The sequence below is a fragment of the Demequina sp. NBRC 110056 genome, from assembly GCF_002090155.1.
Classification (GTDB): Bacteria; Actinomycetota; Actinomycetes; order Actinomycetales; family Demequinaceae; genus Demequina.
The window spans coordinates 114,790-140,099 of the sequence record NZ_BBRM01000008.1; the positions used below are offsets into that span (position 1 = coordinate 114,790).

Sequence of the window (25,310 nt, forward strand, 5' to 3'; positions counted from 1 at the left end):
CGACCCGGGCGAGGCATGGCACGCTGGGGTCATGGTTCCCGTCGTCCGTCGCGCCGCTGAGGGTGAGCGCCCATGCTGACGCTGCTCGCCTCGCTGCCGATCCTCGCGATCCTGCTGCTGATGGTGGTCGCGAAGTGGTCCGCGGTGCTCGCGGGCACGGCGGCGGCGCTCGGCGCGATCGTGCTCGCGATCACGGCCTTCGAGTTCGGCGGCGAGGACGATCCGTTCAGCCAGCTCGAGGGGATCATCGGCGTCCTTGCGCGCGCGGGCTGGGTCGCCCTCACGGTGATGCTCATCATCGGCCCGGCGCTGGGCATCCACCATCTCCAGCAGCGCACGGGGGCGACGTCCGCCCTCGAGGCCGGGCTGTCGCGCATCACCCCCGATCCGCGCGTCGCGGCCCTGCTCATCGTGTGGTTCTTCTGCCTGCTGATCGAGGGTGCGGCGGGATTCGGTACGCCTGTGGCGCTCGCGGCACCGTTCCTCGTCGCGGCCGGGTTCAAGCCCGTCACGGCCGTGGTCGCCGCGATGCTCGGGCACGCGTCCGCCGTGCCCTTCGCCGCGGTCGGCACGCCTACCCTCGCGCAGCTCGCCATCGTCGACTACGACCCGCTCGAGCTGTCGTGGGCCACCGCGCCGCTGATGGCGGCCGTCGGCCTGGTCCTGGCGTTCATGGTGGCGCGCATGGTTGGCACCCTCATGCCCACGGCCGGGGCGCCGTGGAAGTGGATGGCCGTCGCCTACGTCGCGTTCTTCACCCCGTACCTGCTCATCGCGCGGTTCGTCGGTCCCGAGCTGCCGTCGCTCGTGGGCTCGATCGCCGGCGCCGGTGTGTTCGTCGCCGTCGTGAGATGGGCCCTCAACCGGCGCGCGAGCGCACGGCCCGGCCCCGGCAGCGCCACTGGCGACCTCAGCGCCACCGCACCCGACACCACCGCGCCCGACACCGATACGCCTGCCGACCCCGGGTCTCCGGCGGGCTCGAGCGACGTGACGGCGCCCGCGCTGCCGTCCCCAGGGGCGACCGCGGCGAGCCCGGTCGCCGGCTACAGCGCGACGGTCGGCGAGCCGTCCGCGGGCGGCGCGGCGGCCTCCGCCGCCCGCTCACCCGCCACCGAGGCGACGGGCGCGCTGTCCCCCGCGCGCGCATCGGCCGCCGTCACGGCCCCACCCAGCATGTCGTTCCTCGCGGCGACCGCTCCGTACCTCGTGCTGGTGGTGCTCGTGCTCGTCACGCGGCTCATCACGCCGGTCAAGGAGCTCACGCAGTCGTGGACCATCAGCTGGGAGCTCTATGGCACGTTCTCCGAGTCGATCCAGCCGCTGTACCACCCGGGCGCGCTCCTCGCGATCGCCTTCGTGGCAGGCGCGGTGTGGCAGCACGCGGCGTGGCGCGACGTGGGCATCGCGTTCCAGAAGGCCACGCTGCAGGTCGTGCCCGTGTTCGCGGCGCTCGCGGCGATGGTGACCGTCGCGTTCACCATGTCGGAGGCAGGCATGACCGAGCAGCTCGCCGTCGCCGCGGCCGCGACTGGCGCGCTGTGGCCCGTGCTGAGCCCCTTCGTCGGTGCGCTCGGCACGTTCATGACGGGGTCCGCGACGGCGTCGAACATCCTCTTCACCGAGTTCCAGGACCAGACCGCGCTGTCCGCGGAGCTCGACCCGCTGCCCCTGCTGGGCGCCCAGGGCGCCGGGGCGGCGATCGGTAACATCATCTGCCCTCACAACGTGGTCGCCGCGGCGGCGACGGTGGGACTGTCGGGCCGCGAGGGCCAGGTGCTCACGCGGGCGCTGCCGGTCGCGGCCGTGTGCCTGGTGATCCTGGGCGCGATCACGTGGGTGATCGTCTAGCCGCTCCCGCGGTGGGTCCTCTGAGGCCGTGGTGAGCGGAAGACGGGCTCCAGGAGGCGGTCGGAGGGCCGATGCGCCGGCTGGGCGCCGCGCCCGCCTCGCCTACGCGCCGAGCTGGGGCGCCGTCGCGGCCACGCGGGCCTCGATCCGTGCCGCGAGCAGCTCCGCGATCTGCACCGCGTTGAGCGCCGCGCCCTTGCGCAGGTTGTCGCCCACGATGAACAGCGCGAGCCCGCGGCCGTCGTCGACGCCCTGGTCCTGGCGGATGCGGCCCACGAAGGTCTCGTCGCGACCGGCGCCCTTGAGGGGCGTCGGGATCTCGTCGACGACCACGCCCGGCGCGTTAGCGAGGAGCTCGTAGGCGCGCGCGGGGGACAGCGGCGACGCGAACTCCGCGTTGACCGACAGCGAGTGGCCCGAGTAGACCGGCACGCGCACGCAGGTGCCGGACACGCGCAGCTCGGGCAGCCCGAGGATCTTGCGCGACTCGTCGATGAGCTTGCGCTCCTCGACCGTCTCGTTCGAGTCGTCGCCGACGAGGTCGCCCGCGAACGGCAGCACGTTGAACGCGATGGGCTCCACGTAGACCTGAGGGTCCGGAAGGGTGACGGCACGGCCGTCCCTGGCGAGCGCATCGGCCTCACCGGCGACGGCGCGCACCTGGCCGCCCAGCTCGGCGACGCCGGCGACGCCCGAGCCGGACACGGCCTGGTAGGTCGACACGATGAGCCGGACCAGGCCGGCCTCTTCGTGCAGGGCCTTCAGCGTCGGCATCGCGGCCATGGTGGTGCAGTTGGGGTTCGCGACGATGCCCTTGGGGATCTCGTCGAGCGCGTCCGGGTTGACCTCGGACACCACGAGCGGGACCTCGGGGTCCATGCGCCAGGCGGACGAGTTGTCGACCACCACGGCGCCCGCGGCGGCGAACTGCGGGGCGTACTCCTTGGAAGGGCCGCCTCCTGCGGAGAAGATCGCGATGTCGATACCGGCGTAGTCGCCCGAGGCGATGTCCTCGACCGTGATGTCCGCGCCCAGGTGCTCGAGCACGGTTCCGGCGGAGCGCGACGAGGCGAAGAAGCGCACGTTGGCCTCGGGGAAGCGGTCCGCGACGAGCTCGCGCATGACGGTGCCCACCTGGCCGGTGGCTCCCACGACGGCGATGGTGATGGTCATCGTCCGGTCCCTCCGTACACGACGGCCTCGCCCTCGGTGGAGTCCAGCTCGAAGGCGGTGTGGACGGCGCGCACGGCGTCGTCGAGCTTCTCCGAGCGGGTCACGACCGAGATGCGGATGTCCGAGGTGGAGATCATCTCGATGTTGACGCCCGCGTCGCGCAGCGCCGCGAAGAACTTCGCGGACACTCCGGAGTTCGAGCGCATGCCGGCGCCGATCAGCGAGATCTTGCCGATGGTGTCGTCCGTGCGCAGCTCGGCGTAGCCGATCGCGTCGTGGTCGGCCTCGATGGCCGCGGTCGCGCGCGGCACGGAGTCGCCCGGCAGCGTGAAGGAGATGTCCGTGACGCCGGTGACGGTCGCCGACACGTTCTGGACAATCATGTCGATGTTGACGTCGGCCGTGGCGACGGCCTCGAACAGGCGCGCGGCGGAGCCGGGCACGTCCGGGACGCCGATGACCGTGATCTTGGCCTCGGAGCGGTCGTGCGCGACGCCGGCGATGATCGGGTCTTCCATCTCTTCTCCCTCGTCAGTGTCGCTCGTCACCCAGGTCCCTTCAAGACCGGAGAACGACGAGCGCACGTGGATAGGCACGTCGAAGCGGCGCGCGTACTCGACGCAGCGCGGCATGAGGACCTTCGCGCCGGAGGCGGCCAGGTCGAGCATCTCCTCGTAGGAGACGCGGTCGAGCTTGCGGGCCGACGGCACGATGCGCGGGTCCGCGGTGAACACGCCATCGACGTCGGTGTAGATCTCGCACACGTCGGCGGCGAGCGCTGCGGCGAGTGCGACGGCCGTGGTGTCCGACCCGCCGCGGCCCAGGGTGGTGACGTCCTGGGTGTCGGGGTGCAGCCCCTGGAAGCCGGCGACGATGGCGACGTCGCCGTCCTCGACGGCCTTCTGGAGACGACCGGGCGCGACGTCGATGATGCGCGCGCGGCCGTGGTGCTCGGTGGTGATGACGCCGGCCTGCGGACCGGTGAACGCCTGCGCGCCGACGCCGAGCTCGCGGATCGCCATCGCTAGCAGCGCCATCGAGATGCGCTCGCCCGCGGTGAGGAGGATGTCCATCTCGCGAGGGGCGGGATCGTCCGTGATGGCGGTCGCGAGGTCGATGAGCTCGTCCGTGGTGTCGCCCATCGCGCTGACGGCCACGACCACGTCGTTGCCCGCGCGCTTGGTCTCGACGATGCGTCGGGCGACGCGCTTGATGGCGTCGGCGTCCGAGACGGAGGACCCTCCGTACTTCTGCACCACGAGAGGCATGCGTGAGCTCCAGGAATTCGACCGGGGTGGGCGCGCCCGCGCGGGCACGGTGACACAGTCTAGTGCCCGCCCCTGGCTTCCAGAAAATGGGCCCACTTTCGTTGTCGCACCTTCTCCAGCATGAAGGTGGGCCCACTTTCACGCCGTGGGGCGGGGAGGGCGGCGTCCAGAGGGCCGATGCGCTCGCTGGGTCTACGCCGACGTGTTCGCGACCCAGCGCTTGAGGTGGGCGGCCTCGCGCTCGAGCGGCTCGGCCTCGCCGAGCGCGTTGGCGAGCGTGGCGGCGCCCTGGATGCCGGTGACGAGGTGCAGCGCGCGGGCGCGGGCGGCCTCGGGCGCGAAGCCGAGCTCCTCGAACTGCTCTGCTGCCCAGTCGATGGTGATCCGCAGCACGCTTGCCGCGGCGTCACCGAGGTCCTCGCTCAGCTTGCGCGCCTCGGTGGCGAGGGTGCCGACGGGGCAGCCCGAGGCTCGGATCGCTGGCTCGTCCGCGACGTACGAGTCGATGTAGGCGGACAGCCTGTCGCGCGGGTCCTCCGCGCCGTTCCAGTCCTCGAAGCGGGACCGGTAGCGCTCGAGCAACGCTTCGACCACGGCCAGTCCGACGTCGTCCTTGGTCTTGAAGTAGTAGTAGACCGAGCCCGGCGCGACGCCGGCCTCGGCCGCGATGTCGCCCAGCGTGGTGCGCTCGAGGCCGCGCGTGTGCGCGAGGGAGGCCGCGGCGGCGGTGAGGCGCTCACGCTTGTCGGTGGCGGGACGGGGCATGCGAGCCTCCAGGGCATCGACTATGTATCTAGGACGCTCACTAGTATGCGGGGCCGGCGTCGACCCCTGACGGCGACACGCCCCAGAATCAGGGATGTCCCTCATGGTTGGGGGCTCGCGCCCCTGCCACACTGAACCCGATGGCGACGGCGCAGGTCCCTGCGCCCGACCGCGGCGGCGAGGCCGCCTCGATGCAGAGGGAATGGTGCATGACGCTCACTCAGGACGCGCCCGTCAGGACGGACGCCATCACGGTGGAGGGGGTGTCGCGCTCCTTCGGATCGGTCAAGGCCGTCGAGGACGCGACGCTGACCGTCCCACGCGGCCACGTGACCGCGCTGATCGGCCCCAACGGCTGCGGCAAGACCACGCTCATGCTCATGCTGTCGGGGCTGCTGCGTCCCGACGCTGGCGAGATCGCGATCGCCGGTCACGATCCCCGCACGGACGCCGCTGCGGTGCGCGCGGAGATCGGCTGGATGCCTGACCAGCTGGGGTCGTGGGACAACCTCACGTGCCTGCAGACGCTGACCCTCATGGGCGAGGCGTACCGCATCCCGCGCGCGACCGCCCGGGCCCGGGGCATGGCGCTGCTGCACCGCGTCCACCTCGAGGAGTTCGCGGACCGCCCCGCGCGCGTGCTGTCGCGCGGGCAGAAGCAGCGCCTGTCGCTCGCCCGCGCGCTCGTGCACGACCCCGCGGTGCTGCTGCTCGACGAGCCCGCCAACGGCCTCGACCCGCGCTCGCGCGTCGAGCTGCGCGACCTCGTCCGCGAGTTCGCCGCCGAGGGCCGCGCTGTGCTCGTGTCGAGTCACGTGCTCGCCGAGCTCGACGAGATGGTCGACGACGCGGTCTTCATGTCGAAGGGCCGCACGATGGGCGAGCACGCCGCGGCCATGGTCGCCGACGCGCGCCTCAAGTACAGGGTCGACGCCCTCGACCCCGCCGCGCTCCAGGAGGCGCTGAGCCGCGGGGGCGTCGAGTTCGAGCCCACCGCGACGGGCGCGATCACGCGCATCGCCGACGAGGCCAACGCGGCGCAGGCCCTCGCCTGGCTCATCCGCCAGGGCGTGCAGGTGCACCGCTTCGGCCCCGCGGGCTCGGCGCTCGAGCAGACCTACATGGCGATGAACGAGGAGCGGCGATGACCACGGACACTCTGCACGAGCACCCCGCCGGCGCCGACGTCCCCGTCGACCCGCCCGCGCGCAAGGGCAACCCCTGGCTGCCGTCCTTCCACGGCGTCGGGCTGATGACCCGCATCGAGCTGCGCCGCCGGCGCCCCTCGACCAAGGGCTACGTCCTCTACGGCATCCTGTTCGCGATCGTCATCGCGATCTGCCTCGCCGCGGCCATCTTCACGCCGCCGCAGCTGTCCTCGACCAACTTCGAGATCGTCCTCATCATGGTGCTGGGCGTCGGCATGCTCATCGCGCCGTCGCTGTCGGCGACGTCGATCAACGGCGACTCCGGCGAGGGAGTCCTCGCGCCGCTGCAGATGTCGCACCTGACCGCGGGTGACATCGCGATGGGCAAGCTGCTCGCGTCGTGGACCGTCTCGGTGTTCGCGCTGGTCGCGTTGTCGCCGTTCCTCATCTACACGTTCCTCAGCTCCGGCTGGACGGTGGTGGAGATGCTGACGACCATCGGCGCGATCCTGCTCGTGGTGCTCGCGTTCACCGCGGTGGGCCTCGCGTGGTCGTCGATCGCGGCGCGCGCCGTCGCGTCGGTGGCGCTCGCCCATCTGACGACCGGCTTCTTCCTCATCGGCACGCTCATCGCGTTCGGCGTCTCGACGCTGCTGTTCACCGAGGAGGCCACGCAGCGCGACCGCTACATCGACTGGGAGACCCTGGCGCCCGAGGCCGAGGAGGCGCTCAACGAGGCGTACATGACCGGGGACTTCTCCGCGCTGGACCCCGACGACTACCAGTGCGTGGAGTCCGAGTGGGCGTACACCATCGCCCACACGGAGCACGTCGCGTGGATCCTGCTGACCAACCCGGCCGTGATGATCACGGAGACGGCGCCGATCGTGGACCCCGAGACCTGGGAGGAAGACGGGCGCGCCGCGCCTGGGCTGTTCGCGAACATCCACTCGATGGTCTCGGACGCGCGGCTCGGGCCCGACGACGAGCTCGACGACTACATCGCGTACGACGAGTGCGCGCAGCTGTTCCAGGAGGCCGAGGCGTCCGAGATGTCCGAGGAGGAGCTCGAGGCGATGTGGGCCGAGGACGAGAACCGCTGGATCGAGCGCCAGCAGGAGCTCGCGAACCTCGAGCGCGCTCCGTGGCTGGGTCTGTCGGTGGCCGGCGTGCTGCTGGTGGGCTCGATGTGGATCGTCATCCGCCGGCTGCGCGTGCCCTACAAGAAGCTGAGGACCGGCACCCGCGTCGCCTAGCCGGCAAGCGCATCGGCCCGCCCCCCCCCTTCCGCAAGTGGGCCCACTTTCATCGCCTACCCGCGGTAGAGCATGAAGGTGGGTCCACTTTCGTGGTGAAGGCGAGGGGGAGGGGCGGGGAGCGCGGTGCGCGGCCGCCGGAGGGCCGATGCGCGCTCGGCGCCTCGAGGGACGCGTCAGGAGACCTGGCGGCGACCCTCGAAGGCGCGGCCGAGCGTGACCTCGTCGGCGTACTCGAGGTCGCCGCCGACCGGCAGCCCCGAGGCGAGCCGCGACACCGTCACACCCATCGGCACGAGCATGCGCGTCAGGTAGGTCGCGGTGGCCTCGCCCTCGATGTTGGGGTCGGTCGCGATGATGACCTCTTGGATCGCGCCGTCACCGAGGCGCGTCAGCAGCTCCCGGATGCGCAGGTCGTCGGGCCCGACGCCGTTCATCGGATCGATCGCGCCGCCGAGCACGTGATAGCGGCCCCGGTACTCGCGGGTGCGCTCGATGACGACGACGTCCTTGGGCTCCTCAACGACGCACAGCAGGTCCTCGGCGCGGCGCGGGTCCGCGCAGATGCGGCACTGCTCGGACTCGGCGACGTTGCCGCAGGTCTCGCAGAAGCGCACCTTCTCCTTCACGGTGGTGATGGCGTCCGCGAGGCGCTTGACGTCGGTGGCGTCGGCGGCGAGCAGGTGGAAGGCGATGCGCTGGGCGCTCTTGGGGCCCACGCCGGGCAGGTGCCCGAGTTCGTCGATCAGATCCTGAACTGCGCCGTCGTACATGGGCTCAAGCGTAGGCGGCGCCACCGACGCCGGCGCGCACCGCCGAGCCGCGGATGCGTCAGTCCTCGATGATGGTGCCGCCGAGCAGCTGCGCCACCACGTCCGCGCCGCTCAGCTGCGCGTCGGGGGCCTGCTCATCGTCGGGCGACATGTCCTCGTGGTCGTCGCTCGCACCGCCGGCCGCGGCCCGCGACGGCGCGTCCTCGGAGGGCTCGTCCTCGGGGGGCGGCTCGTCCCACGGCGGTGGCTCGTCGCTGGCCGCGCTCGCGGCGACAGCGCCCGCGACGGCCGCACCGCTCGCGGCGACTGCGGCAGGCGCGGAAGCCGGGCGGGGCGGGGAGGCGACCGAAGGAGCGCGCTGCGGCGCAGGCGCCGCGGCCGGTGTCGTGGCGGGGCGCCCGCCACCAGGCCCCTGGATGGCCTCGACGCGCACGTGCAGGCCGAGCGTCTCGCGGACCGCGAGCGCGACGTTCTCCGCGTGGGCGCTGCCCGTGAAGCGGGAGGCGAGCGCGCCGTTGTCGAAGGCCAGCGTCAGGACTCCTCCGCTGACGCTGGCGACCTGCGCGCTCTGGCTCACCATCGACCACGTGACGCGGCGACGCTCGAGCGTGCCGAGCACCTCGGGCCACCGGCGACGGACCAGCTCGGCATCCTCGGCGCCCCCGGCCACGTCCCCGGTGGGCGCGCGCACGGGCTCCGGCTCGGCTGGAGCGGGCTGTGGGGGTGCAGGCGTCGCGGGCGCAGCGGACGCTGGTGGCGCCGATGCGGCCGCTGGCTCCTCGGCCCGCTGCGGCTCAGGAGTGGGCTCGGGCGCGCGTGGGGGCTCGGCTGCGGCCGTCGCGCCCCCGCTCGACTCAGCGTCGCCGCTGGGTTCAGCGGCCGCGGTCGACTTAGCGGCCGCGGTCGACTCTGCCTCCGTGGCGGATGGGGTCGGGGGAGCCGCGGGCGCGGCGGGCGGCGCGACGCTGGCGGCCTCAGTGGCTGCTCGTGAGGGTGCTGCTGGCTGAGGCTCCTCGCCTCGCGCGGCAGCGACCGCTGCACGGGCCTTCGCGGCGCCCGTAGCGGCGTCCGCGCCGGCGCCTCCCGGTCCGGTGCCGCTCGCTGCGGGTGCCGACGTCCCTGCGCCGGCAGGGGGAGCCGCAGCGACCGCGGGAGCGGCGGGCGGCGCACCGGCGCCGGTCGCAGCGGCGACCAGGCGCGCGCACAGCAGCTCGAGGTGGAGGCGCGGCGAGGTGGCGCCGACCATGTGGGTGAGAGCGTCGTTGACGAGGTCGCCCGCCTGCGAGGCGCGCGCGAGGCCCAGGCGGCGAGCCTGGTCCTTCATCGAGTCCAGCTGGTCGGACGGGATCTCGCCCAGCGCCTTCAGGCCGTCGACGCCCGCGGCGCACAGCAGGATGAGGTCGCGCAGACGCTCGAGGAGGTCCTCGACGAAGCGGCGCGGCTCGTGCCCGGTGCCGATCACGCGGCCCACGACGTCGAACAGCGACGCGCCATCTCCGGCGGCGATCGCGTCGACGGCGTCGTCGAGCAGCGTGGCGTCGGTGAAGCCGAGCAGGGCGATCGCACGCTCGTACGTGACGCCGGCCTCGTCGGAGCCCGCCATGAGCTGGTCGAGCACGGACAGGGTGTCGCGCACGGAGCCCCCGCCAGCGCGGACGACGAGGGGCAGCACTCCGCCCTCGACCTGCACGGACTCGGCCTCGCACAGCTGGCCGAGATAGTCGATGAGCACCGCCGGCGGGACGAGCCGGAACGGGTAGTGGTGGGTGCGGGAGCGGATGGTGCCGATGACCTTCTCGGGCTCCGTGGTCGCGAAGATGAAGCGCACGTGCGGAGGCGGCTCCTCGACGAGCTTCAGCAGCGCGTTGAAGCCCTGCGTCGTGACCATGTGGGCCTCGTCGAGGATGAAGATCTTGTAGCGATCGCGGGCCGGGGCGAAGGCGGCGCGCTCACGCAGCTCGCGGGCGTCGTCGACGCCGTTGTGCGACGCGGCGTCGATCTCGACCACGTCCACCGAGCCGGCGCCGCCGCGCGCGAGCTCGACGCACGAGTCGCACGTGCCGCACGGGGTGTCCGTGGGTCCCTGCTCGCAGTTCAGGCAGCGCGCGAGGATGCGCGCAGACGTCGTCTTGCCGCAGCCGCGCGGGCCCGAGAACAGGTACGCGTGGTTGACACGATCCGCGCGCAGGGCCTGCATCAGCGGCGTCGTGACGTGCTCCTGCCCCACGACATCGGCGAAGGCGTCCGGGCGATAGCGGCGGTACAGGGCGGTGCTCACAGGGCGAGCCTAACGGCGCCCGGTGACACGCGCATCGGCCCTCCACAGACCCCACGACGAGGGTGCGGGCATGAGAGGACCCCCCACGCACCCGACAGAGCCCGCTTGCCCTTGCTGCATTCCTGCCCTGGGGGAGTTGGGCGAGATATCGCCACGTGGGGGGTCGCCGTCAAGTCTAGCGTCGATGCGGATTTAGCCAGGACGCCCATGCTCGGGTACCATCTACGGGCTTGGAGGATTCGCCTAGTGGCCTATGGCGCACGCTTGGAAAGCGTGTTGGGTGCAAGCCCTCAGGGGTTCGAATCCCCTATCCTCCGCCAAGAGTGACCTATGCCGCGTTCGAGTCGGGGGTTTCGTGAGTCAGTCGCAGACGGGTCCTGACCCCAAGCGCCGCAAGGCCGTGCGTCGACACCGTCGCGAGCGCCAGATCGTCGTCTTCGGCGTCATCATCATCGCCATCGCCGCCGTCGTGTTCATGGCGTCCGCCATCTACAACGGCGACGTCGAGGGTCCCTTCGCCTCCGAGTTCAAGTCGCCGGCCGCGGACCTCGACGAGGTCGACCTCGTCTGCCCGCCGGTGGGCGAGGAGGCGAGCCTCCCGCTCGACCCGAGCGCGGTCGTGGTGCGCGTCGACAACAGCACCGACGTGCCTGGCCTCGCGGGCACCACGGCGGACACGCTCGAGGGCCGAGGCTTCGTCGTCGTCGGCACCACCAACTGGCCGCGCTCCTACGACGGCAACGTCGAGATCTACTTCGGCTCCGCCGGCGTGCAGCACGCGTACACGCTCGCTCGCCAGTTCACGGACGCCAGGCTCGTCCTCGACAACCGCCCCGACATCACGCTCGACCTGGTGCTCGGTGAGGAGTTCGGCGAGTCGCCGCAGCTTCGCGAGCCCCTCGCCCCCGAGCTGTCGCCGACCCTGCCGCTGACCGCCGACGGCGAGTGCCGCCCGGCCAACCTGGTCGTGGCCGTGCCGGCGCCTCGCACGCTGCCGGAGAACCCGCTCGCCACCGCCAGCCCCAGCCCGTCGCCCTCGCCCGAGGGCTGAGTCGAGGGTCCGCGCGGACCCAGCGGGCGCATCGGCGCTGCTCAGTCGCGTCCCCGTCGACAGTCGCGAACATCTGCGATCCGACACGCCGCCTTCGTGGCGTGTGCGCGCCCAACGGCACGGCGTGTCGCGGCGCCGACGTTCTAAACTGTCGGGTGGACGGCCTGGACTGCGTGGACGGCGGGACCGGCGGAGGGCCGATGCGCGGGCTGGGCAGGGCGTCCCCGTCGCGTCGCGCTCGGGGTGTGGGCGTGAACGGACGAGGCCGGCGGCCGCGTCGCGCGCGGCCACCGGCCCTGCCCGTGCCGTCCCGGGGTCAGGCGGTGGGGATCCACACCCGCATCGTCGAGGGTCCCCTGTTGGCCCACGAGTGATAGGGCGTCATCCGGACCCGCCGCGCCGCGCCAGGCGCTTCGCCTGAGGGGGCGGACGTTCGATACGGCCAGCCGTGCTCCGGCTCGGCCTCGCGAAGCACGGAGGCGACCACCTCGCCATCGTCGAGGGCGACACCAGCGGAGGGGTCGATGCGGATGAGCGACAGGTCGTCGTCGCGAGCCGAGATGCCCGCGGCCTCGAGGTCCACGGACTCGATGCAGTAGACGACCGGACCGCGCTCGATCGCGACCGTCCCGCGCACGGCGTCGATGCGCGGGTCAGGCGTCGTGAACCGCGGGCTCACCGGAAGGTCCAGCACCGCGACGGCTCCCTTCGCCAGCGGTGCCGAGGGCTCGGCGTAGGTGCCGGGCGCCGCAGCGACGGTGCCGTCGGCCGTGGTGAGCGTGGCGCCGTCGGCCCACGCGGGGACGCGCAGCGAGAGGGCGACGCCTTCCGCGGGGGCCTCGACGACGGTCACGGTGATGGTGCCGTCGTCGGGATAGGCGGTCTCGACGTCGACGCGCACCCGGTTCGCTCCGACGACCGTCTCGATGCGGCACGGCGCGAACTGGTGCACCTGGATGCCCTCGCCATCTGCTGTCGCGACGTAGGACGCGAGGCTCGCGAGCGTGCGCGCCACGTTGGGAGGACAGCACGAGACCTCGAACCACGGGGCCCGGAGAGAGGACAGCGCGCGCGGCGACACCTCGTCTGGCGCCGCCACCGTGCCCGGCACACGCTGGTGAAGGGTGTTGGCGTAGAAGAAGGCGGTGCCATCAGCCGCGGGTGACGTCGCGAGCACGTTGTACCAGGTGCGCTCGATGAGATCCGCGTACTCCGTGGCGGGGCTGTCCAGCAGCAGTCGCCAGCTGAACATCGCGGAGGCGATGCCCGCACACGTCTCCGAGTACGCGCGGTCGGGTGGCAAGACCCAGTCGTCGCCGAAGGCCTCGTCCTGGTGCCGCGACCCTTGGCCACCGGTGACGTAGGTCCGGCGCTCCGCGGTGCGGGCCCACTGCGCGCGCAACGCGTCCACCAGTGCTCCGTCCCCTGTCTCGACCGCCGCGTCGACCGCTCCGGCGGCAAGGTAGTTGGCGCGCACCGCGTGCCCGCGCAGGGCCGTGGCGTCCCGCAGCGCGACGTCGTCCTGGAAGTACGCGCGACCCCACTCGATGTCCGCGAGCGTGCCGTCACCGTGGCGGTCGACGAACAGCTTCGCCTGTCGCGCGTACCGGGCATCGCCCGTGAGGCGCGCGAGCTCGGTGAGCCCGAGCTCGATCTCGGCGTGGCCGCAGATGCTCGGGATCCCGTCAGGCCCGAAGGTGTCGCAGATGAGGTCCGCCGCACGCGTCGCGATCGCGACCAGCCCGTCGTCGGCCCCGGGCGCCGTGCGACCGCGAGCGACGGCGGCCTGCATGAGGTGGCCCATGCAGTACAGCTCGTGCCCCCATTCGAGGTCGGTCCAGCGCGCCGGCTGGTCCTCGTGGCCGAAGTTCGTGTGGAGGTAGCCGTCGGGGTCCTGCGCGGCGCCGATGCGCGCCACGGTCTCCGTGAAGGTCGCCTCCAACTGCGGATCCGGTCGGCGCGCGAGCTCCCATGCCGCCGCCTCGAGATACTTGTAGGCCTCCGAGTCCGAGAACTCCCGCCCGCGCCGCCCGGCACTGATGCCGCCGCCGGCGACCAGATCGAAGTTGCGCAGCCACCCCTCGGAGTCGAGGAAGCCCTTGATGTGCGCGAGGGTGGCGGAGCCGTTGATGTCCTGCCGACGGCCCCAGAACCCTCCCGTGATCGTGACCTCGTCGACCCCGAGCGGGCGCAGCCGCGAGGAGCTGGGTGCGACGGGCGCGACGGGCGTGTGAGTCGTGGTCATGGTCATCCCTTCAGGGCGCCGGACATGAACCCGCGCACGTAGTGGCGTTGGAGGATCAGGAACAGGAGGATGCACGGCAGCGCGAGGATCACCACGCCGGCCTCGGTGGCGCCGTAGTCGACGATTCCCTGCACCTGCACCCGGAGGTTGGCGACGGCGAGCGGCAGCGTCATCCGGTTGGTGTCGGTGATGAGGATCAGCGGGGCGATGAAGTCGTTCCACGCGGTGAGGAACGCGAAGAGGCCCACGGTGATGAGCCCGGGCTTGACCGCGGGCACCAGCACCCGCCACAGCACGCTCCACGAGTTGCAGCCGTCGACCCGAGCCGCCTCGTCGAGCGCTCGGGGCACCGACTCGAACGAGATGCGCATCATGAACAGCGAGAACGGGAGCTGGAACATCGTGAGGACCAGGGAGACGCCGACGAGGGAGTTCGCGAGGCCCACCTGGTTGAGGAGCACGTACAGGGGGATCAGCAGGGTCGCGTACGGCACCATGAGGATCGCGAGCGTCGCGAGGAACAGCACGTTCTTGCCGGGGAAGTCGAAGCGCGCGAAGGCGTAGCCGCCCAGCAGCGAGATCGCCACGGTCAGCAGCACGGTCAGCAGCGACATGAACGCCGAGTTGGCAAGGTACTGCCAGATGCCGGCCTGGTAGTTCGCGAGCGTCACGTAGTTGCCGACGCCCCAGCCTTCAGCCTGGGCGGTGCCGGGCTGCGGCGAGAAGGAGGCCACGCCGGTCCACAGCAGCGGGTAGATGAAGATGAGCGCGAGGGCGCCGGTGAACACCCAGAACGGCATGCGCTGAGCGAGGGCGCGCGGCGCGCGGCGGCGGACCTGGCCGGCGGGGTGGAGCTCGGACGCGTCGGTGCCGGAGCGCTCGGAGATCGCAGTCATGGCTCTCACTCCTCGTCGGGGCTGCGGAACGCACGCAGCTGGAAGATGTTGATGACGATCAGCGCACCCAGGACGATGATGGACAGCGCTGCGGCCATGCCGAGGTCGTTCTGTCCCTGGAAGGCCATGTTGTAGATGAGCTGGACGACGGTGATGGTGCTGTTGTCGGGGCCGCCCTTGGTGAGGATGTAGAACTGCTCGAACGCGAGCAGCGAGCCGGTGACGCACAGCACCACCGTGAGTGCGAACGTCGGCCGTAGCAGCGGCAGGGTGACACGGCGGAAGATCTGCCAGCGGCTGGCGCCGTCGATGCGCGCGGCCTCGTACACCTCGTCCGGGATGCCTTGGAGGCCCACGAGCATGAGCAGCATGTAGAAGCCCGCGTAGCGCCACACGATGAGGAAGACCGTCGACCACAGCGCTCCGGTGGGCGTGCCGAGGAACGTGATCCCGGTGCGCTCCATGAAGTCGGCGAACGGTCCCGCCGACGGCGAGTAGAGCACGTAGAACAGCAGCGAAGCGGAGGCGAGGCCCAGGGCGGACGGGATGAGGAACGAAGACCGCAGGAAGCCCTTCCAGCGCGTCGACTCCTGGACGAGCATCGCGAGGCCGAGCCCGAGGCCGATCAGCAGGACCGTCGCGGCGACCGTGTACTTGAGCGTGAAGATCACGGAGTCGACGAAGAAGCGGTTGTCGATGGCGTTGACGTAGTTGTCCGGGAAGTTCACTCCCTGGTTCCCGCCCAGGAGCGGCCAGTCGGAGACCGACATCTGGAGCACGAGGCCCAGCGGGAGGATGAACAGGACGATGACGAACACGGCGAGCGGAGACGCGTACAGCCAACCGGTCAGTGCGGACCGGCGGCGGCTCGACATGGTCGAGCGGCGCCTCTCGCGCGCGGCGGTGGCGAAGGCCATGGCGCGAGACCTCTCAGGGGAAGGGGTGGGGGCGGGGGTCCCCGTCGGCGGCCGAGAGTGACGTGGCGGCCGCCGACGGGGCGTCCGTCACTGGGACAGGACGTCGGTGATGGCGTCGTTGTCGGCGTCCACCGTGCCGGTGTCGTTCAGCACCGCGTTGCGCACCAGCTCCAGCCAGGGGCTCGTCGGCGCGTTGAACGCCTGCTGGAAGTTGATCGCGACTGGGGTGTCACCGTTGCCGGCCACCTCGTTGATCGTGACCAGGCGCGGGTCGGTGGCCGCGTACTCGTTGTTGGCGAAGTCGGAACGCGAGACCACGTCGTTGTTCTTCGCGAGCACCTCGACCTGTGCCTCCTCGGACATGAGCCAGGTGAGGAAGTTCCACGCCTGGTCAGCGTTCTCCGAGTCCTTGGAGATGCCGATGCCGTCGCCGCCGACGAACGTCGACGCGCCGCCCTCGGGTCCGGGGATCCCGGCGACGCCGGCGTCGAAGGGAGTCGACGACAGCAGGGTCGCGGGGTAGAACATCAGGCCGATGTTGCCCTCGGTGAACTGCTGGGTCCACGTCGCCCCGGTCTCGTCCTGCGACGCGGGGAGCACGGCGCCCGAGGCCCAGAGGTCCTGCCACGTGGCGTAGACGTCCTTGGCGGTGTCCGATGCGAGCAGCGACTCCATGCCGTCGTCGCTCAGGACCTCCTCGCCGTCGGCCCAGATCGACGGGAACCATGTGAAGACGAGGCAGCCGCCGCAGTTGAGGCCGGTCGCGGTGCCGTACACGCCGTCCTTGCCGAGGTCCTGGATCGCCTTGGCGGCATCGGCGTATTCGGCGAGGTTCGCAGGGGCGACCTCGGGGTCGAGCCCGGCCTCCTCGAAGAGCTCCTTGTTCCAGAACAGCATCGACAGGTCGAGCACGAAGGGCAGCACGTACTCGGAGCCCTCGTACGTTCCCGCGGACAGGTGGCCCTTGTTGATCTCGTCCTTGTACGGCAGCGCGTCGATGCTCGTCGAGATGTCCTGGAACAGGCCCTGCTGCACCCAGTTCGGGACGTAGACGATGTCGGCGGCGAACAGGTCCGGCAGACCGTCCGAACCCGCCGCGGCGCCGACCTTCGCCACGTAGTCGTCGTTGGGGACGACCGTCAGCTCGACCTGGTTCTCGTGGCTCGCGTTGTACGCCTCGACGAGCAGGTTCGCCTGCTTCTCCATGGGCGCGCGGGTCCACAGGGTCAGGGTGGTGCCGTCGTCGACGCCTTCGGCCGAGATCTCGGGCGCTTCGCCGGCGCTGCCGCCCGGCTCGGAGTCGTCGCCGCTGCTGGAGCAGGCGGCAAGCGAGACGATCGCGATGGTGGCGGCGGCGAGTCCCGCTGCGACCTTGCGTGGCCTCCTGAGGATGCTGGTCATGCTCTCTCCTAGTGCTCGTCGTTGAGCGGGCGTGTGCCCGGGGCCGGCCGAGGCCAGCCATGCCGGACGTCGCTGCCCGACAGAGGTCGTGGTCGCCGCCTTGCGAAAGCGACCGAAAACCCTTTCGGGACTGTAGCACGTTAACATTTGCCTGTCACAGGTCATCACCTGTTACATTCCGATAACGGTTGCGGGAGGAGACGGAGTGCCACGAACGCACGGCGCGGGGCGCGTCACGACGCTCAGCGAGGTGGCCGAGGCTGCCGGGGTGTCGCTGTCGACAGCCTCGAAGGCGCTCAACGGGAGGGCGCAGGTCGCTCCCGCCACCCGGGCGCGCGTGCAGGCCGCCGCCGACCGCCTGTCGTTCACGCCGAACGCCCTCGCGCGCAGCCTGCTCGAAGGCAAGACCGGGACTGTGGGCCTGCTCACGAGCGACCTCGAGGGGCGCTTCGTGCTGCCCATCCTCATGGGAGCCGAGGACGCCTTCGGCGCCGGCCAGGTCAACGTGTTCCTGTGCGACGCTCGCGGCGACGCGATCCGCGAGCAGCACCACCTGAAGGCGCTCCTCAACCGCCGCGTCGACGGGATCATCGTCGTCGGCCGGCAGACGGATCCTCGTCCGTCACTCGGTCAGGACCTCTCCGTCCCGGTCGTGTACGCCTACGCACCCTCGGACGACCCCGACGACGTGTCGTTCACGCCTGACAACGTCGTGGGAGGCCGCATCGTGACGCAGCACCTGCTCGACTGCGGCCGGACGCGCATCGCCCACATCTCCGGCGATCCCTCCTACGCGGCCGCGACCGATCGTGTCGAGGGCTCTCAGGCCGCACTCGCCGATGCGGGGCTCGCACCGCTCGGCGCTCCCCTGTTCGGCGCGTGGAGCGAGCAGTGGGGTCGGGACGCCGCCGCGCAGGTGTTCGCCCGCCACCCCGACGTCGACGGCATCGTCTGCGGCTCGGACCAGATCGCTCGCGGAGTCCTCGAGACCGCTCGCGACCTCGGTCGCTCGGTCCCCGAGGATGTCGCGGTGGTCGGCTACGACGACTGGCAGGTGCTCTCCACCAACTCCCGCCCCGAGCTGACGAGCGTCGACGCGAACCTCCAAGAGCTCGGGCGAACGGCTGCCCGTGCGATCTTCGCGGCCATCGACGGCGACCCCGCTCCGGCCGGAGTGGAACGGCTGCCCGTGAAGCTGGTCATCCGGGGGTCGACCATCGCGCGCAGGTGACGGTCCCCGAGGACCCAGCGGGCGCATCGGCGCTGCCCAGGCGCGTCCCCGCCGACAGTCTCGAACATCTGCGATCCGACACGCCGAGTTCGGGGCGCGTGCGCGCTCAACGGCGCGGCGTGTCGCTTCCTCGACGTTCGGAACTGTCGGGTGGACGGCGTGGACTCCCGGGCCGCCGGAGGGCCGATGCGCGGGCTGGCTTCCCAGCCCGCGCCCGCCTCAGCTGTCCTCGAGCTCCTCGGCGGTCCAGGCCACGGGCCAGCCGTCCTCCGTCCACGCGAGGTCGCGGATGTCGAGGCGGAACTCCCCGCCCAGGCTCGCGTCGTAGAAGTGCAGCCCCAGGTAGCCATGGGAGAGCGACTGCCCGCCCGGTCCGACCATGTCCCCGCGCGAGCTGAGCACCACGTCGCCGCCGTTGTAGCGCATGTCGTTGCCGAGGCTGTCGAGGTAGGGGCCGGTCACGGACTCGGAGCGGCCCACGGCGATCGAGTACGTCGAGTCGAGGCCCGAGCAGCACTTGTCGCGCGAGACGAACAGGTAGTACCAGCCGTCGCGCTCGAAGACGTACGGCGCCTCGATCGCGTTGAGCGAGTCGTTGCGCGTGGCGAGGGAGATGGGCTCGGTGCCCGCCGCGGCCTTGCCTGACGGCCACTCGAGCTCGACCATCTGGATCCCGCCCCAGAAGGACCCGAAGGCCATCCATGGCGTGCCGTCCTCGTCCTCGACGATGCCGGCGTCGATCGCGTTGTAGTTGGTCTCGCCGGGCGTCGAGCGCCACACCTCGCCCTGGTCGGTCCACCCGTACGCCGGGTCGTCGACGTCGAGGGTGGGCGAGGTCATGAGCCCGATGAGCGAGCGGTTCGAGCCGAACGTGGACGCCGAGTAGTACAGGTACCAGGTGCCGTCGTGCTCGTAGAGCTCGGGCGCCCAGAAGTTCTGCACGCCGGGCACCTCCTCGTAGACCCACTCGGGGCGGGTCTGGGCGTCCCATGCGGTGCCGACCATCTCCCACGTCTCGCCGGCGTCGGACGAGCGCCTGATCTGCGGGGCGCCGAGGCCCACCCGTACGTCGCCGGTCGAGTAGACGTACCAGTCCTCGCCCTCGTCGCCCACGACGAGCGCAGGGTCGTGGGTGCGGATGTCGCCGGTGACGCCGATGCGGGTGGCGGCGGCCTCACCGCCGTCCCAGGGGGACCACCACACCAGCCCCGCCCCGACCGCGACCAGGCCCAGGCCCGCCGCCGCGAGGCCGAGCCAGCGGCCCGCGTGCGAGCCAGCGTGCGCATCGGCGCCATTCGTGGTGCTGTCCTCCGTCATCGTGACCTCATCCTCGCGCGCCATCAGCGTCCCAGCCGCACGACGTTCCACGACACCGGCGGCAGAGCGGCGGTCAGCGTGCCGTCGGCGACGGCGGCTGAGGCGTTGGCCACGGGCGCGACCGACGCGTCATCGTCTGCCGTCGCCGTCCACGTGTGGTCCGGGTTGGACAGGCTGGTCGCGGCAAGGACGCGAAGCCCGGGGAAACCGCGGAGGTCGACCGAGAGGCCGAGCTCCTCGTCGAGCGAGCGGTTGACGGCGAACACGACGACCTCGCCGGTCTCCTCGTCGTGCGTGGCGACGGCGTCGAGGACGGGCACGGCGCCGAAGCGCTCGGTCTCGTAGGTGGGCGAGCTCGCCTCGACGCGCAGCACCTCGCCCTTGGCGAGCTGCGAGGCCTGGGCGAAGGGGTGGAAGGTCGTCTGGCGCCAGGACCGACCACCCGGCTCGGTCATGATGGGCGCGATGACGTTGACGAGCTGGGCGAGCGATGCCGCGTGCACGCGGTCGGTGTGGCGCAGCAGCGAGATCAGCAGGTTGCCGACGACGACGGCGTCCGCGACGTTGTAGTGGTCCTCGAGCAGCACCGGGGCCACGGGCCAGTCGTCGCCCGACGGCGGCTTGGATTCGGCCCGCCGCTGGTACCAGACGTTCCACTCGTCGAACGAAATGTTGATGCGCTTGGCGGACTTGTGCGCCGCGCGGACCTGGTCCGCCGCCGCGACCACGGAGCCGATGAAGTGGTCCATGTCGACCGCCGAGGCGAGGAAGCTCGTGAGGTCGCCCTCGTCCTCGTAGTAGTACGCGTGGGCCGAGATGAGGTCGACCTGGTCGTAGGTGTGGTCGAGCACGGTGCGCTCCCACGCGCCGAACGTCGGCATCGCGGACGAGGACGAGCCGCACGCGACCAGCTCGAGGTCCGGGTCGATCATGCGCATCGCGCTCGCGGTCCGCGCCGCCAGGCGGCCGTACTCGTCCGCGGTGCGGGCGCCGATCTGCCACGGCCCGTCCATCTCGTTGCCCAGGCACCACATGGAGATCCGGTAGGGGTCCTGCGCGCCGTTGGCGCGGCGCCGGTCGGACCAATGCGTGCCGCCGGGGACGTTGCAGTACTCGAGGAGGTCGAGCGCCTCCTGGATGCCGCGGGTGCCGAGGTTCACGGCCATCATCGGCTCGACCCCCGCCTTCGCGGACCAGCGCATGAACTCGTCGACGCCCACCGTGTTCGGGTCGGTGGAGTGCCAGGCGAGGTCGAGCCGGCGCGGACGGTCGGCGACGGGCCCGATGCCGTCCTCCCACCGGTAGCCCGACACGAAGTTGCCGCCCGGGTAGCGCACCGTCGAGACGCCGAGCTCGCGGGTGAGCTCGATGACGTCGGTGCGGAAGCCGTCCTCGTCGGCGGTGGACGCCGACGGGTCGTGGATGCCGGTGTAGACGCAGCGGCCGAGGTGCTCGACGAACGAGCCGAACGTGCGCCGGCGCACCGGCCCGACGCGGAACGCGGGATCGAGGGTGAGGGAGGCGTGGATCATCGGTGGTCCTTCGGTGGGGTGGCGGTGGTGCCTGCGGCGGCGGGAGTGGAGGGTGTGGTCGTGTCGACGTCGAGCGCGACCCACGCGACCCCGTGAGGCGGGATCTGGGCGGCGAGAACGCCGTCGGCGGCCGCGGTGCTCTGGCCTGGCCAGAGATCGGTGCGGGCGGCCGCGCGCACGCCGGTGCCGAGGACCGACGCGAGCTCGACCCGCGCCTCGTGGCTCGCGTCGCCGGTCCAGAACACGGCCGCGTAGACGCGTCCCGGGTGGTCCGTGGCGCGTGCCGACCACACGATGAGCTCGCCGCCGTCGAGCGGCTCGCGCAGCAGCTCCCGGTTGTCCTCGCTGTGCGCGAGCACGGCCGCGAGATGCGGGTTCGTCAGGCGCTCGAGGGTGTCCTCGTCGGTGGACGGCAGGTCGCCGCCGAGCATGAGCGGCGAGCGGCCCATCACCCACAACGAGAGCAGCGTGCGCTGCTCGTCGGGCGTCAGGCGCGAGTCGCGCGGCTCGCCGCGCTCGGCACGGATGCCGATGCGCCCCAGCGGCAGCATGTCGGCGTCGGCCCAGCCGCCCGCCTGCTGGAAGGGCGCCCAGCGCGCGAGCCGCGCGAACTGGGCCGCGACGTCCTCCCAGCGGTCCCACAGGTCGTCCGAGATGCGCCACATCTGGGCGTGCTCCCGCAGGTGCGGCAGGTGCTCCGTGGACAGGTGGGTACCCGGCGACAGGGACAGGGTGATGTCGCGGCCGCTGCGCTCGATGGCGCGCGCGTACGCCGCGATCTCGCGCTCGAAGTAGGGCGCCTGCATGTCGTCGGCCTTGATGAAGTCCACGCCCCACGCCGCGAACTGCGCCACCTGGGAGTCGTAGTACGCCTGCGCGCCCGGATGGTCGTGGTCGAGCCCGTAGTTGTCGGGGTTCCAGGCGCAGACGTGGTCGAGGTCGGCGACGTCGCGCGCCGTGAAGTCCGTGCCGAGGATGGGGAGGTCGCGCTCGACCGCGAGGCGGGAGATGCCGCGCATGACGTGCAGCCCGAACCTGAGCCCGAGCGCGTGGACCGCCTCGGCGAGCGGGCCGAACCCGTTGCCTCCAGCGGCGCTCGGGAATCGGCTGGGCGCCGGCAGCTGCCGGCCGTGGTCGTCGAGCTCGAGCGGCGCGTCTGCGTTGTAGCCGTGGGACCGCGCGGTCGGGTCGTACCAGGCGATGTCCACCACGATCGTGTCCCAGCCGTGGGGCAGGAGGCGCTCGGCCATGACCGCAGCGTTGGCCATCACCTCCGCCTCGGTCACGGTGGTGCCGTAGCAGTCCCAGCTGTTCCACCCCATCGGGGGAGTGAGAGCGCGCATCGTCGAGCAGCCTCCTTCGCCGCATCGTCTCAGGCGGCGTTGTCTACAACGTTGTAACGAAATGGTGCCGAGTTGAGGGGCATTTCGTCAACTTTCGCGCAATCCTGGCGGCGCGTTGGCACGCACGGTCGCCCGGCGGCTGAGCGCGACGCGCGGGGGCGGAAGCCCAGGAACTGAGCCGCGAGAGAACAAAATACCTGATAGATGGGCAATGATACGCACCGTCACCGTTTTGTGACCGTTCTCGACTTGACCGTCCCGAGAGATCTGTGTCACAGTTCCATCGTTGTAAAGAGGTTGGCGCCGGGTCAACCTCACGAGCCTGGGGTCAAGGAAGACCAGACTGGGAGGCGGACCGCGAGAGCGGGCCCGCGGAGCGGTCAGAGACTGGACCTCACTCATCAACGATGATCAGAGAGGCAGGCAGATGCGTAAGAAGGGTATGGCGGCCGCGGCCGTGACGGTGGCAGGAGCCCTCCTGCTCGCCGCGTGCAGTTCCGACGGCTCCAGCGGCGACGCGAGCGAGGAGCCCGACACCTCGGGTGGCGACGCCCCCAACGAGCTCACGTTCATGTTCCGCGGAGGCGAGTACGACAAGCTCGCGTACGAGACCGCGATCGCGGCCTTCGAGGAGGAGACGGGCGCGGACGTGACGATGATCATCACGGACGCCGACCAGTACGCGACCAAGCTCCAGGCGGCGATCGCCGGCAACCAGGTCCCCGACGTGTTCTACGTCGAGCCCGGCCGCATCCAGGGCTACGTGTACGCGAACGTCCTCGCGGACCTCACCGAGTACGTCGACCAGTCGGTCATCGACAACATCTGGGACTTCGGCGTCGACGCCTACCGCTTCGACGTCGAGAGCGGCGAGCGCGGCCAGGACGGCGACCCGTTCTACGCGCTGCCCAAGGACGTCGGCCCGTTCGGCTTCGGCTACAACACCGTGATGTTCGAGGAGATGGGTCTCGAGGCTCCGTCGCCCGACGAGCCCCTCACGTTCGACGAGTTCACCGAGCTCGCCAAGCAGCTCACGGTCGACAAGGACGGCGACGGCGAGCTCGACCAGTGGGGCACCGGCCTCAACGTCGTGTGGAACTCGCAGGCGTTCGTGTGGGGCGCCGGCGCCGACTGGATCTCCGAGGACCAGAAGACCGTCACGGTCGACACCCCGGAGTTCGCCGAGGCGCTCCAGTGGTTCGCTGACCTGGGCCTCGTGGAGGGCGTCACGCCGTCCGCCGAGCAGGCGCAGACCCTCGACACCTACCAGCGGTGGATGGCCGGCGAGATCGGCTTCTTCCCGGTCGCTCCGTGGGACATCGGCACCTACAACCAGGTCGCCGCTGACAACCCCGACGTGTTCGGCTACGACGTCATCCCGTACCCCGTGGCGAACGAGGGCGACGACTGGGCGACCTGGATCGGCTCGCTGGGCATCGCCGTGTCGGAGAACTCCAAGAACAAGGAGCTCGCGGCGCAGCTCGCGACCTACCTGTCGACCGACCTCGAGGCGCAGAAGATCCTCGCCGAGAACAAGGTGCAGATCCCGAACCTGATCGACTACGCGACGGGCGAGTGGCTCGAGACGGACGCGCCGGCCGCCGGCTGGCCCGCCAACACCAAGGCGTTCGTCGAGATCGCGCAGGAGAAGGGTCGCCCGCTGCCGGGCACCTGGACCTACACCCCGGAGTGGTACGACAACTTCTGGGTCGGCATCGAGAGCGTCGTCGACACCGGTGACCAGTCCGCCGCGGACTACGTCGCTGCGAAGCAGACCGAGATGCAGATGCTGCTCGACCAGTCGTGGGTCTCGGCCGACCAGGCCAAGGCGCAGGGCTAGTGATCTGAGCTCGTGGGGGCCGGTGCCTGAGCGCCGGCCCCCACGACCTCTCAGGGAAGGACAGAACCGTGGCGATCGACGTCGACACCACCGCAGGCTCCTGGACCAAGGAGCGACGGAAGGCCTCGCGCAAGGCCAACCGCAAGCTCCACCGCAAGGAGTACACGTGGGCAGCCATCTTCATGGCCGCGCCCATCGTCGGATGGCTCGCGTTCCTGCTGTTCCCGCTGGGCTTCTCCGTCTACGCCTCGTTCACCAACTGGAACGGCCTGGGCGCGATGAGCTGGATCGGCCTCGACAACTACGTCAGGCTGATCAACGACCCGTACTTCTGGAAGGCGCTGTGGAACACCGTCTTCTACATGATCGGCATCCCGATCGGCCTGACCCTGTCGCTCCTGCTGGCGCTCGCGCTGGCGCGCAGGATCCCGGGCCGCACCTTCTTCCGCACGGTCTACTACATCCCCGTCATCTCGTCGCTCGCCGCGATCGCGATCCTGTGGCAGTGGGCCTACAACGGTGACTTCGGACTGGTGAACCAGTTCCTCGCGATCTTCGGGATCGACGGTCCCAACTGGCTGATGGACCCGACCTGGTCCAAGCCGGCGCTCATCATCATGGCGATCTGGAAGGGGCTGGGGTACTCGACCATCCTGTACCTCGCAGCCGTCCAGGCGGTGCCGCGGTCTCTCTACGAGGCTGCCGCGCTCGATGGCGCGAACGCCTGGCAGCGGTTCCGCACCATCACGCTTCCGATGGTGCGCCCCGTGACCTTCTTCCTCGTGGTCACCAACATCATCGCCGGCTCCATGATCTTCACCGAGATCAACATCATGACGCCCACCGGCGGACCCTCGTGGAGCACGGCATCCCTCGTCTGGTACATCTGGAATCAGGCTTTCCGCAACCTCTCCATGGGCTACGCCACGTCGATGGCCCTGGTGCTGGGAATCCTGGTGCTCATCGTGACGGTGATCCAGTTCCGCCTCAACCGCCGCAACGACTTCTCGATCGAGTGAGCCCAG

Annotated in this window: 19 protein-coding genes, 1 tRNA gene and 1 other RNA gene; 8 read left to right on the forward strand and 13 right to left on the reverse strand. The window is 70.9% G+C overall.

Annotation, left to right across the window (positions count from 1 at the left end; genetic code table 11):
• Positions 1–72: 72 nt before the first annotated feature.
• Positions 73–1,851 carry an L-lactate permease gene (locus B7K25_RS12910; RefSeq protein ID WP_084106570.1) on the forward strand — a complete coding sequence of 593 codons (1,779 nt, stop codon included), beginning with the start codon at positions 73–75 and terminating at the stop codon, positions 1,849–1,851.
• A gap of 102 nt (positions 1,852–1,953) precedes the next feature.
• Here B7K25_RS12910 and B7K25_RS12915 read toward each other — a convergent pair whose 3' ends face one another.
• From B7K25_RS12915 to B7K25_RS12925, 3 genes are all read right to left on the reverse strand, one after another.
• Positions 1,954–3,024: an aspartate-semialdehyde dehydrogenase gene (locus B7K25_RS12915; RefSeq protein WP_084106572.1), complete on the reverse strand. Its 1,071-nt coding sequence runs from the start codon at positions 3,022–3,024 to the stop codon at positions 1,954–1,956.
• The gene (locus B7K25_RS12920) at positions 3,021–4,292 is read right to left on the reverse strand and encodes an aspartate kinase (protein ID WP_084106574.1); all 1,272 of its coding nucleotides are present in this window, start codon (positions 4,290–4,292) and stop codon (positions 3,021–3,023) included. The genes B7K25_RS12915 and B7K25_RS12920 overlap by 4 nt, the downstream gene beginning before the upstream one ends.
• Positions 4,293–4,484: 192 nt before the next feature.
• Entirely contained in the window at positions 4,485–5,057 is a 573-nt protein-coding gene (locus B7K25_RS12925; RefSeq protein WP_144019013.1) for a TetR/AcrR family transcriptional regulator, read from the reverse strand.
• A 209-nt stretch (positions 5,058–5,266) separates the two neighbouring features.
• Here B7K25_RS12925 and B7K25_RS12930 point away from each other — a divergent pair, with 209 nt between their 5' ends.
• Together B7K25_RS12930 and B7K25_RS12935 are read left to right on the forward strand one after the other, a co-directional pair.
• Positions 5,267–6,205 (forward strand): ABC transporter ATP-binding protein, encoded by a 939-nt coding sequence (locus tag B7K25_RS12930; protein WP_084106637.1) that lies wholly within the window; start codon positions 5,267–5,269, stop codon positions 6,203–6,205.
• Positions 6,202–7,461 carry an ABC transporter permease gene (locus B7K25_RS12935; protein WP_084106578.1) on the forward strand — a complete coding sequence of 420 codons (1,260 nt, stop codon included), beginning with the start codon at positions 6,202–6,204 and terminating at the stop codon, positions 7,459–7,461. Before B7K25_RS12930 ends, B7K25_RS12935 begins: the two co-directional genes overlap by 4 nt.
• Positions 7,462–7,637: 176 nt before the next feature.
• Here the strand turns inward: B7K25_RS12935 and recR are convergent, their stop codons facing one another.
• From recR to ffs, 3 genes are all read right to left on the reverse strand, one after another.
• Positions 7,638–8,234 (reverse strand): recombination mediator RecR, encoded by a 597-nt coding sequence (recR, locus tag B7K25_RS12940; protein WP_084106580.1) that lies wholly within the window; start codon positions 8,232–8,234, stop codon positions 7,638–7,640.
• Between the two features lie 58 nt (positions 8,235–8,292).
• On the reverse strand, positions 8,293–10,512 hold the full coding sequence (locus B7K25_RS12945) for a DNA polymerase III subunit gamma and tau (RefSeq protein WP_084106582.1): 2,220 nt from the start codon (positions 10,510–10,512) through the stop codon (positions 8,293–8,295).
• 71 nt (positions 10,513–10,583) lie between these two features.
• Positions 10,584–10,680, reverse strand: an RNA gene (ffs, locus tag B7K25_RS12950) — signal recognition particle sRNA small type.
• A 64-nt stretch (positions 10,681–10,744) separates the two neighbouring features.
• Between ffs and B7K25_RS12955 the strand changes: the two genes are divergently transcribed.
• Both B7K25_RS12955 and B7K25_RS12960 read left to right on the forward strand, forming a co-directional pair.
• A tRNA-Ser gene (locus B7K25_RS12955) sits at positions 10,745–10,832 on the forward strand.
• Between the two features lie 35 nt (positions 10,833–10,867).
• The gene (locus B7K25_RS12960) at positions 10,868–11,563 is read left to right on the forward strand and encodes a LytR C-terminal domain-containing protein (RefSeq protein ID WP_084106584.1); all 696 of its coding nucleotides are present in this window, start codon (positions 10,868–10,870) and stop codon (positions 11,561–11,563) included.
• A gap of 316 nt (positions 11,564–11,879) precedes the next feature.
• Here B7K25_RS12960 and B7K25_RS12965 read toward each other — a convergent pair whose 3' ends face one another.
• The 4 genes from B7K25_RS12965 to B7K25_RS12980 all read right to left on the reverse strand — a co-directional run bounded on the left by B7K25_RS12965 (position 11,880) and on the right by B7K25_RS12980 (position 17,022).
• The gene (locus B7K25_RS12965; protein WP_084106586.1) at positions 11,880–13,808 is read right to left on the reverse strand and encodes a beta-L-arabinofuranosidase domain-containing protein; all 1,929 of its coding nucleotides are present in this window, start codon (positions 13,806–13,808) and stop codon (positions 11,880–11,882) included.
• Positions 13,809–13,810: 2 nt separating this feature from the next.
• A complete protein-coding gene (locus tag B7K25_RS12970; RefSeq protein ID WP_144019015.1) occupies positions 13,811–14,704 on the reverse strand; it encodes a carbohydrate ABC transporter permease in 894 nt (297 codons plus the stop codon).
• Between the two features lie 5 nt (positions 14,705–14,709).
• Positions 14,710–15,621 (reverse strand): carbohydrate ABC transporter permease, encoded by a 912-nt coding sequence (locus B7K25_RS12975; RefSeq protein ID WP_084106588.1) that lies wholly within the window; start codon positions 15,619–15,621, stop codon positions 14,710–14,712.
• An 87-nt stretch (positions 15,622–15,708) separates the two neighbouring features.
• On the reverse strand, positions 15,709–17,022 hold the full coding sequence (locus tag B7K25_RS12980; RefSeq protein WP_084106590.1) for a sugar ABC transporter substrate-binding protein: 1,314 nt from the start codon (positions 17,020–17,022) through the stop codon (positions 15,709–15,711).
• Positions 17,023–17,227: 205 nt separating this feature from the next.
• On the opposite strand from B7K25_RS12980, the gene B7K25_RS12985 reads away from it, so the two are divergent.
• Positions 17,228–18,253, forward strand: a complete 1,026-nt coding sequence (locus B7K25_RS12985) for a LacI family DNA-binding transcriptional regulator (RefSeq protein ID WP_084106592.1) — start codon at positions 17,228–17,230, stop codon at positions 18,251–18,253.
• A gap of 219 nt (positions 18,254–18,472) precedes the next feature.
• Here B7K25_RS12985 and B7K25_RS12990 read toward each other — a convergent pair whose 3' ends face one another.
• From B7K25_RS12990 to B7K25_RS13000, 3 genes are read right to left on the reverse strand one after another with little or no spacing between them, the layout of a single operon-like run.
• Positions 18,473–19,570, reverse strand: coding sequence for an arabinan endo-1,5-alpha-L-arabinosidase (locus B7K25_RS12990; protein ID WP_084106641.1), 1,098 nt, complete (start codon positions 19,568–19,570; stop codon positions 18,473–18,475).
• Positions 19,571–19,593: 23 nt separating this feature from the next.
• Positions 19,594–21,102: an alpha-N-arabinofuranosidase gene (locus tag B7K25_RS12995; RefSeq protein ID WP_084106594.1), complete on the reverse strand. Its 1,509-nt coding sequence runs from the start codon at positions 21,100–21,102 to the stop codon at positions 19,594–19,596.
• Positions 21,099–22,445 (reverse strand): alpha-galactosidase, encoded by a 1,347-nt coding sequence (locus B7K25_RS13000; protein WP_234988270.1) that lies wholly within the window; start codon positions 22,443–22,445, stop codon positions 21,099–21,101. Before B7K25_RS13000 ends, B7K25_RS12995 begins: the two co-directional genes overlap by 4 nt.
• A gap of 427 nt (positions 22,446–22,872) precedes the next feature.
• On the opposite strand from B7K25_RS13000, the gene B7K25_RS13005 reads away from it, so the two are divergent.
• Together B7K25_RS13005 and B7K25_RS13010 are read left to right on the forward strand one after the other, a co-directional pair.
• On the forward strand, positions 22,873–24,285 hold the full coding sequence (locus tag B7K25_RS13005; RefSeq protein ID WP_084106598.1) for a sugar ABC transporter substrate-binding protein: 1,413 nt from the start codon (positions 22,873–22,875) through the stop codon (positions 24,283–24,285).
• A gap of 68 nt (positions 24,286–24,353) precedes the next feature.
• The gene (locus B7K25_RS13010) at positions 24,354–25,304 is read left to right on the forward strand and encodes a carbohydrate ABC transporter permease (protein WP_234988272.1); all 951 of its coding nucleotides are present in this window, start codon (positions 24,354–24,356) and stop codon (positions 25,302–25,304) included.
• The last annotated feature ends 6 nt before the right edge of the window (positions 25,305–25,310 follow it).

Excerpts from the sequence above, each read along its gene's own strand:
- B7K25_RS12910 (WP_084106570.1), top strand. The coding sequence starts at position 73 with ATGCTGACGCTGCTCGCCTCGCTGCCGATCCTCGCGATCCTGCTGCTG.
- B7K25_RS12915 (WP_084106572.1), bottom strand. The coding sequence starts at position 3,024 with ATGACCATCACCATCGCCGTCGTGGGAGCCACCGGCCAGGTGGGCACC.
- B7K25_RS12920 (WP_084106574.1), bottom strand. The coding sequence starts at position 4,292 with ATGCCTCTCGTGGTGCAGAAGTACGGAGGGTCCTCCGTCTCGGACGCC.
- B7K25_RS12925 (WP_144019013.1), bottom strand. The coding sequence starts at position 5,057 with ATGCCCCGTCCCGCCACCGACAAGCGTGAGCGCCTCACCGCCGCCGCG.
- B7K25_RS12930 (WP_084106637.1), top strand. The coding sequence starts at position 5,267 with ATGACGCTCACTCAGGACGCGCCCGTCAGGACGGACGCCATCACGGTG.
- B7K25_RS12935 (WP_084106578.1), top strand. The coding sequence starts at position 6,202 with ATGACCACGGACACTCTGCACGAGCACCCCGCCGGCGCCGACGTCCCC.
- recR (WP_084106580.1), bottom strand. The coding sequence starts at position 8,234 with ATGTACGACGGCGCAGTTCAGGATCTGATCGACGAACTCGGGCACCTG.
- B7K25_RS12965 (WP_084106586.1), bottom strand. The coding sequence starts at position 13,808 with ATGACCACGACTCACACGCCCGTCGCGCCCGTCGCACCCAGCTCCTCG.
- B7K25_RS12970 (WP_144019015.1), bottom strand. The coding sequence starts at position 14,704 with ATGACTGCGATCTCCGAGCGCTCCGGCACCGACGCGTCCGAGCTCCAC.
- B7K25_RS12975 (WP_084106588.1), bottom strand. The coding sequence starts at position 15,621 with ATGGCCTTCGCCACCGCCGCGCGCGAGAGGCGCCGCTCGACCATGTCG.
- B7K25_RS12980 (WP_084106590.1), bottom strand. The coding sequence starts at position 17,022 with ATGACCAGCATCCTCAGGAGGCCACGCAAGGTCGCAGCGGGACTCGCC.
- B7K25_RS12990 (WP_084106641.1), bottom strand. The coding sequence starts at position 19,570 with ATGACGGAGGACAGCACCACGAATGGCGCCGATGCGCACGCTGGCTCG.
- B7K25_RS12995 (WP_084106594.1), bottom strand. The coding sequence starts at position 21,102 with ATGATCCACGCCTCCCTCACCCTCGATCCCGCGTTCCGCGTCGGGCCG.
- B7K25_RS13000 (WP_234988270.1), bottom strand. The coding sequence starts at position 22,445 with ATGCGCGCTCTCACTCCCCCGATGGGGTGGAACAGCTGGGACTGCTAC.
- B7K25_RS13005 (WP_084106598.1), top strand. The coding sequence starts at position 22,873 with ATGCGTAAGAAGGGTATGGCGGCCGCGGCCGTGACGGTGGCAGGAGCC.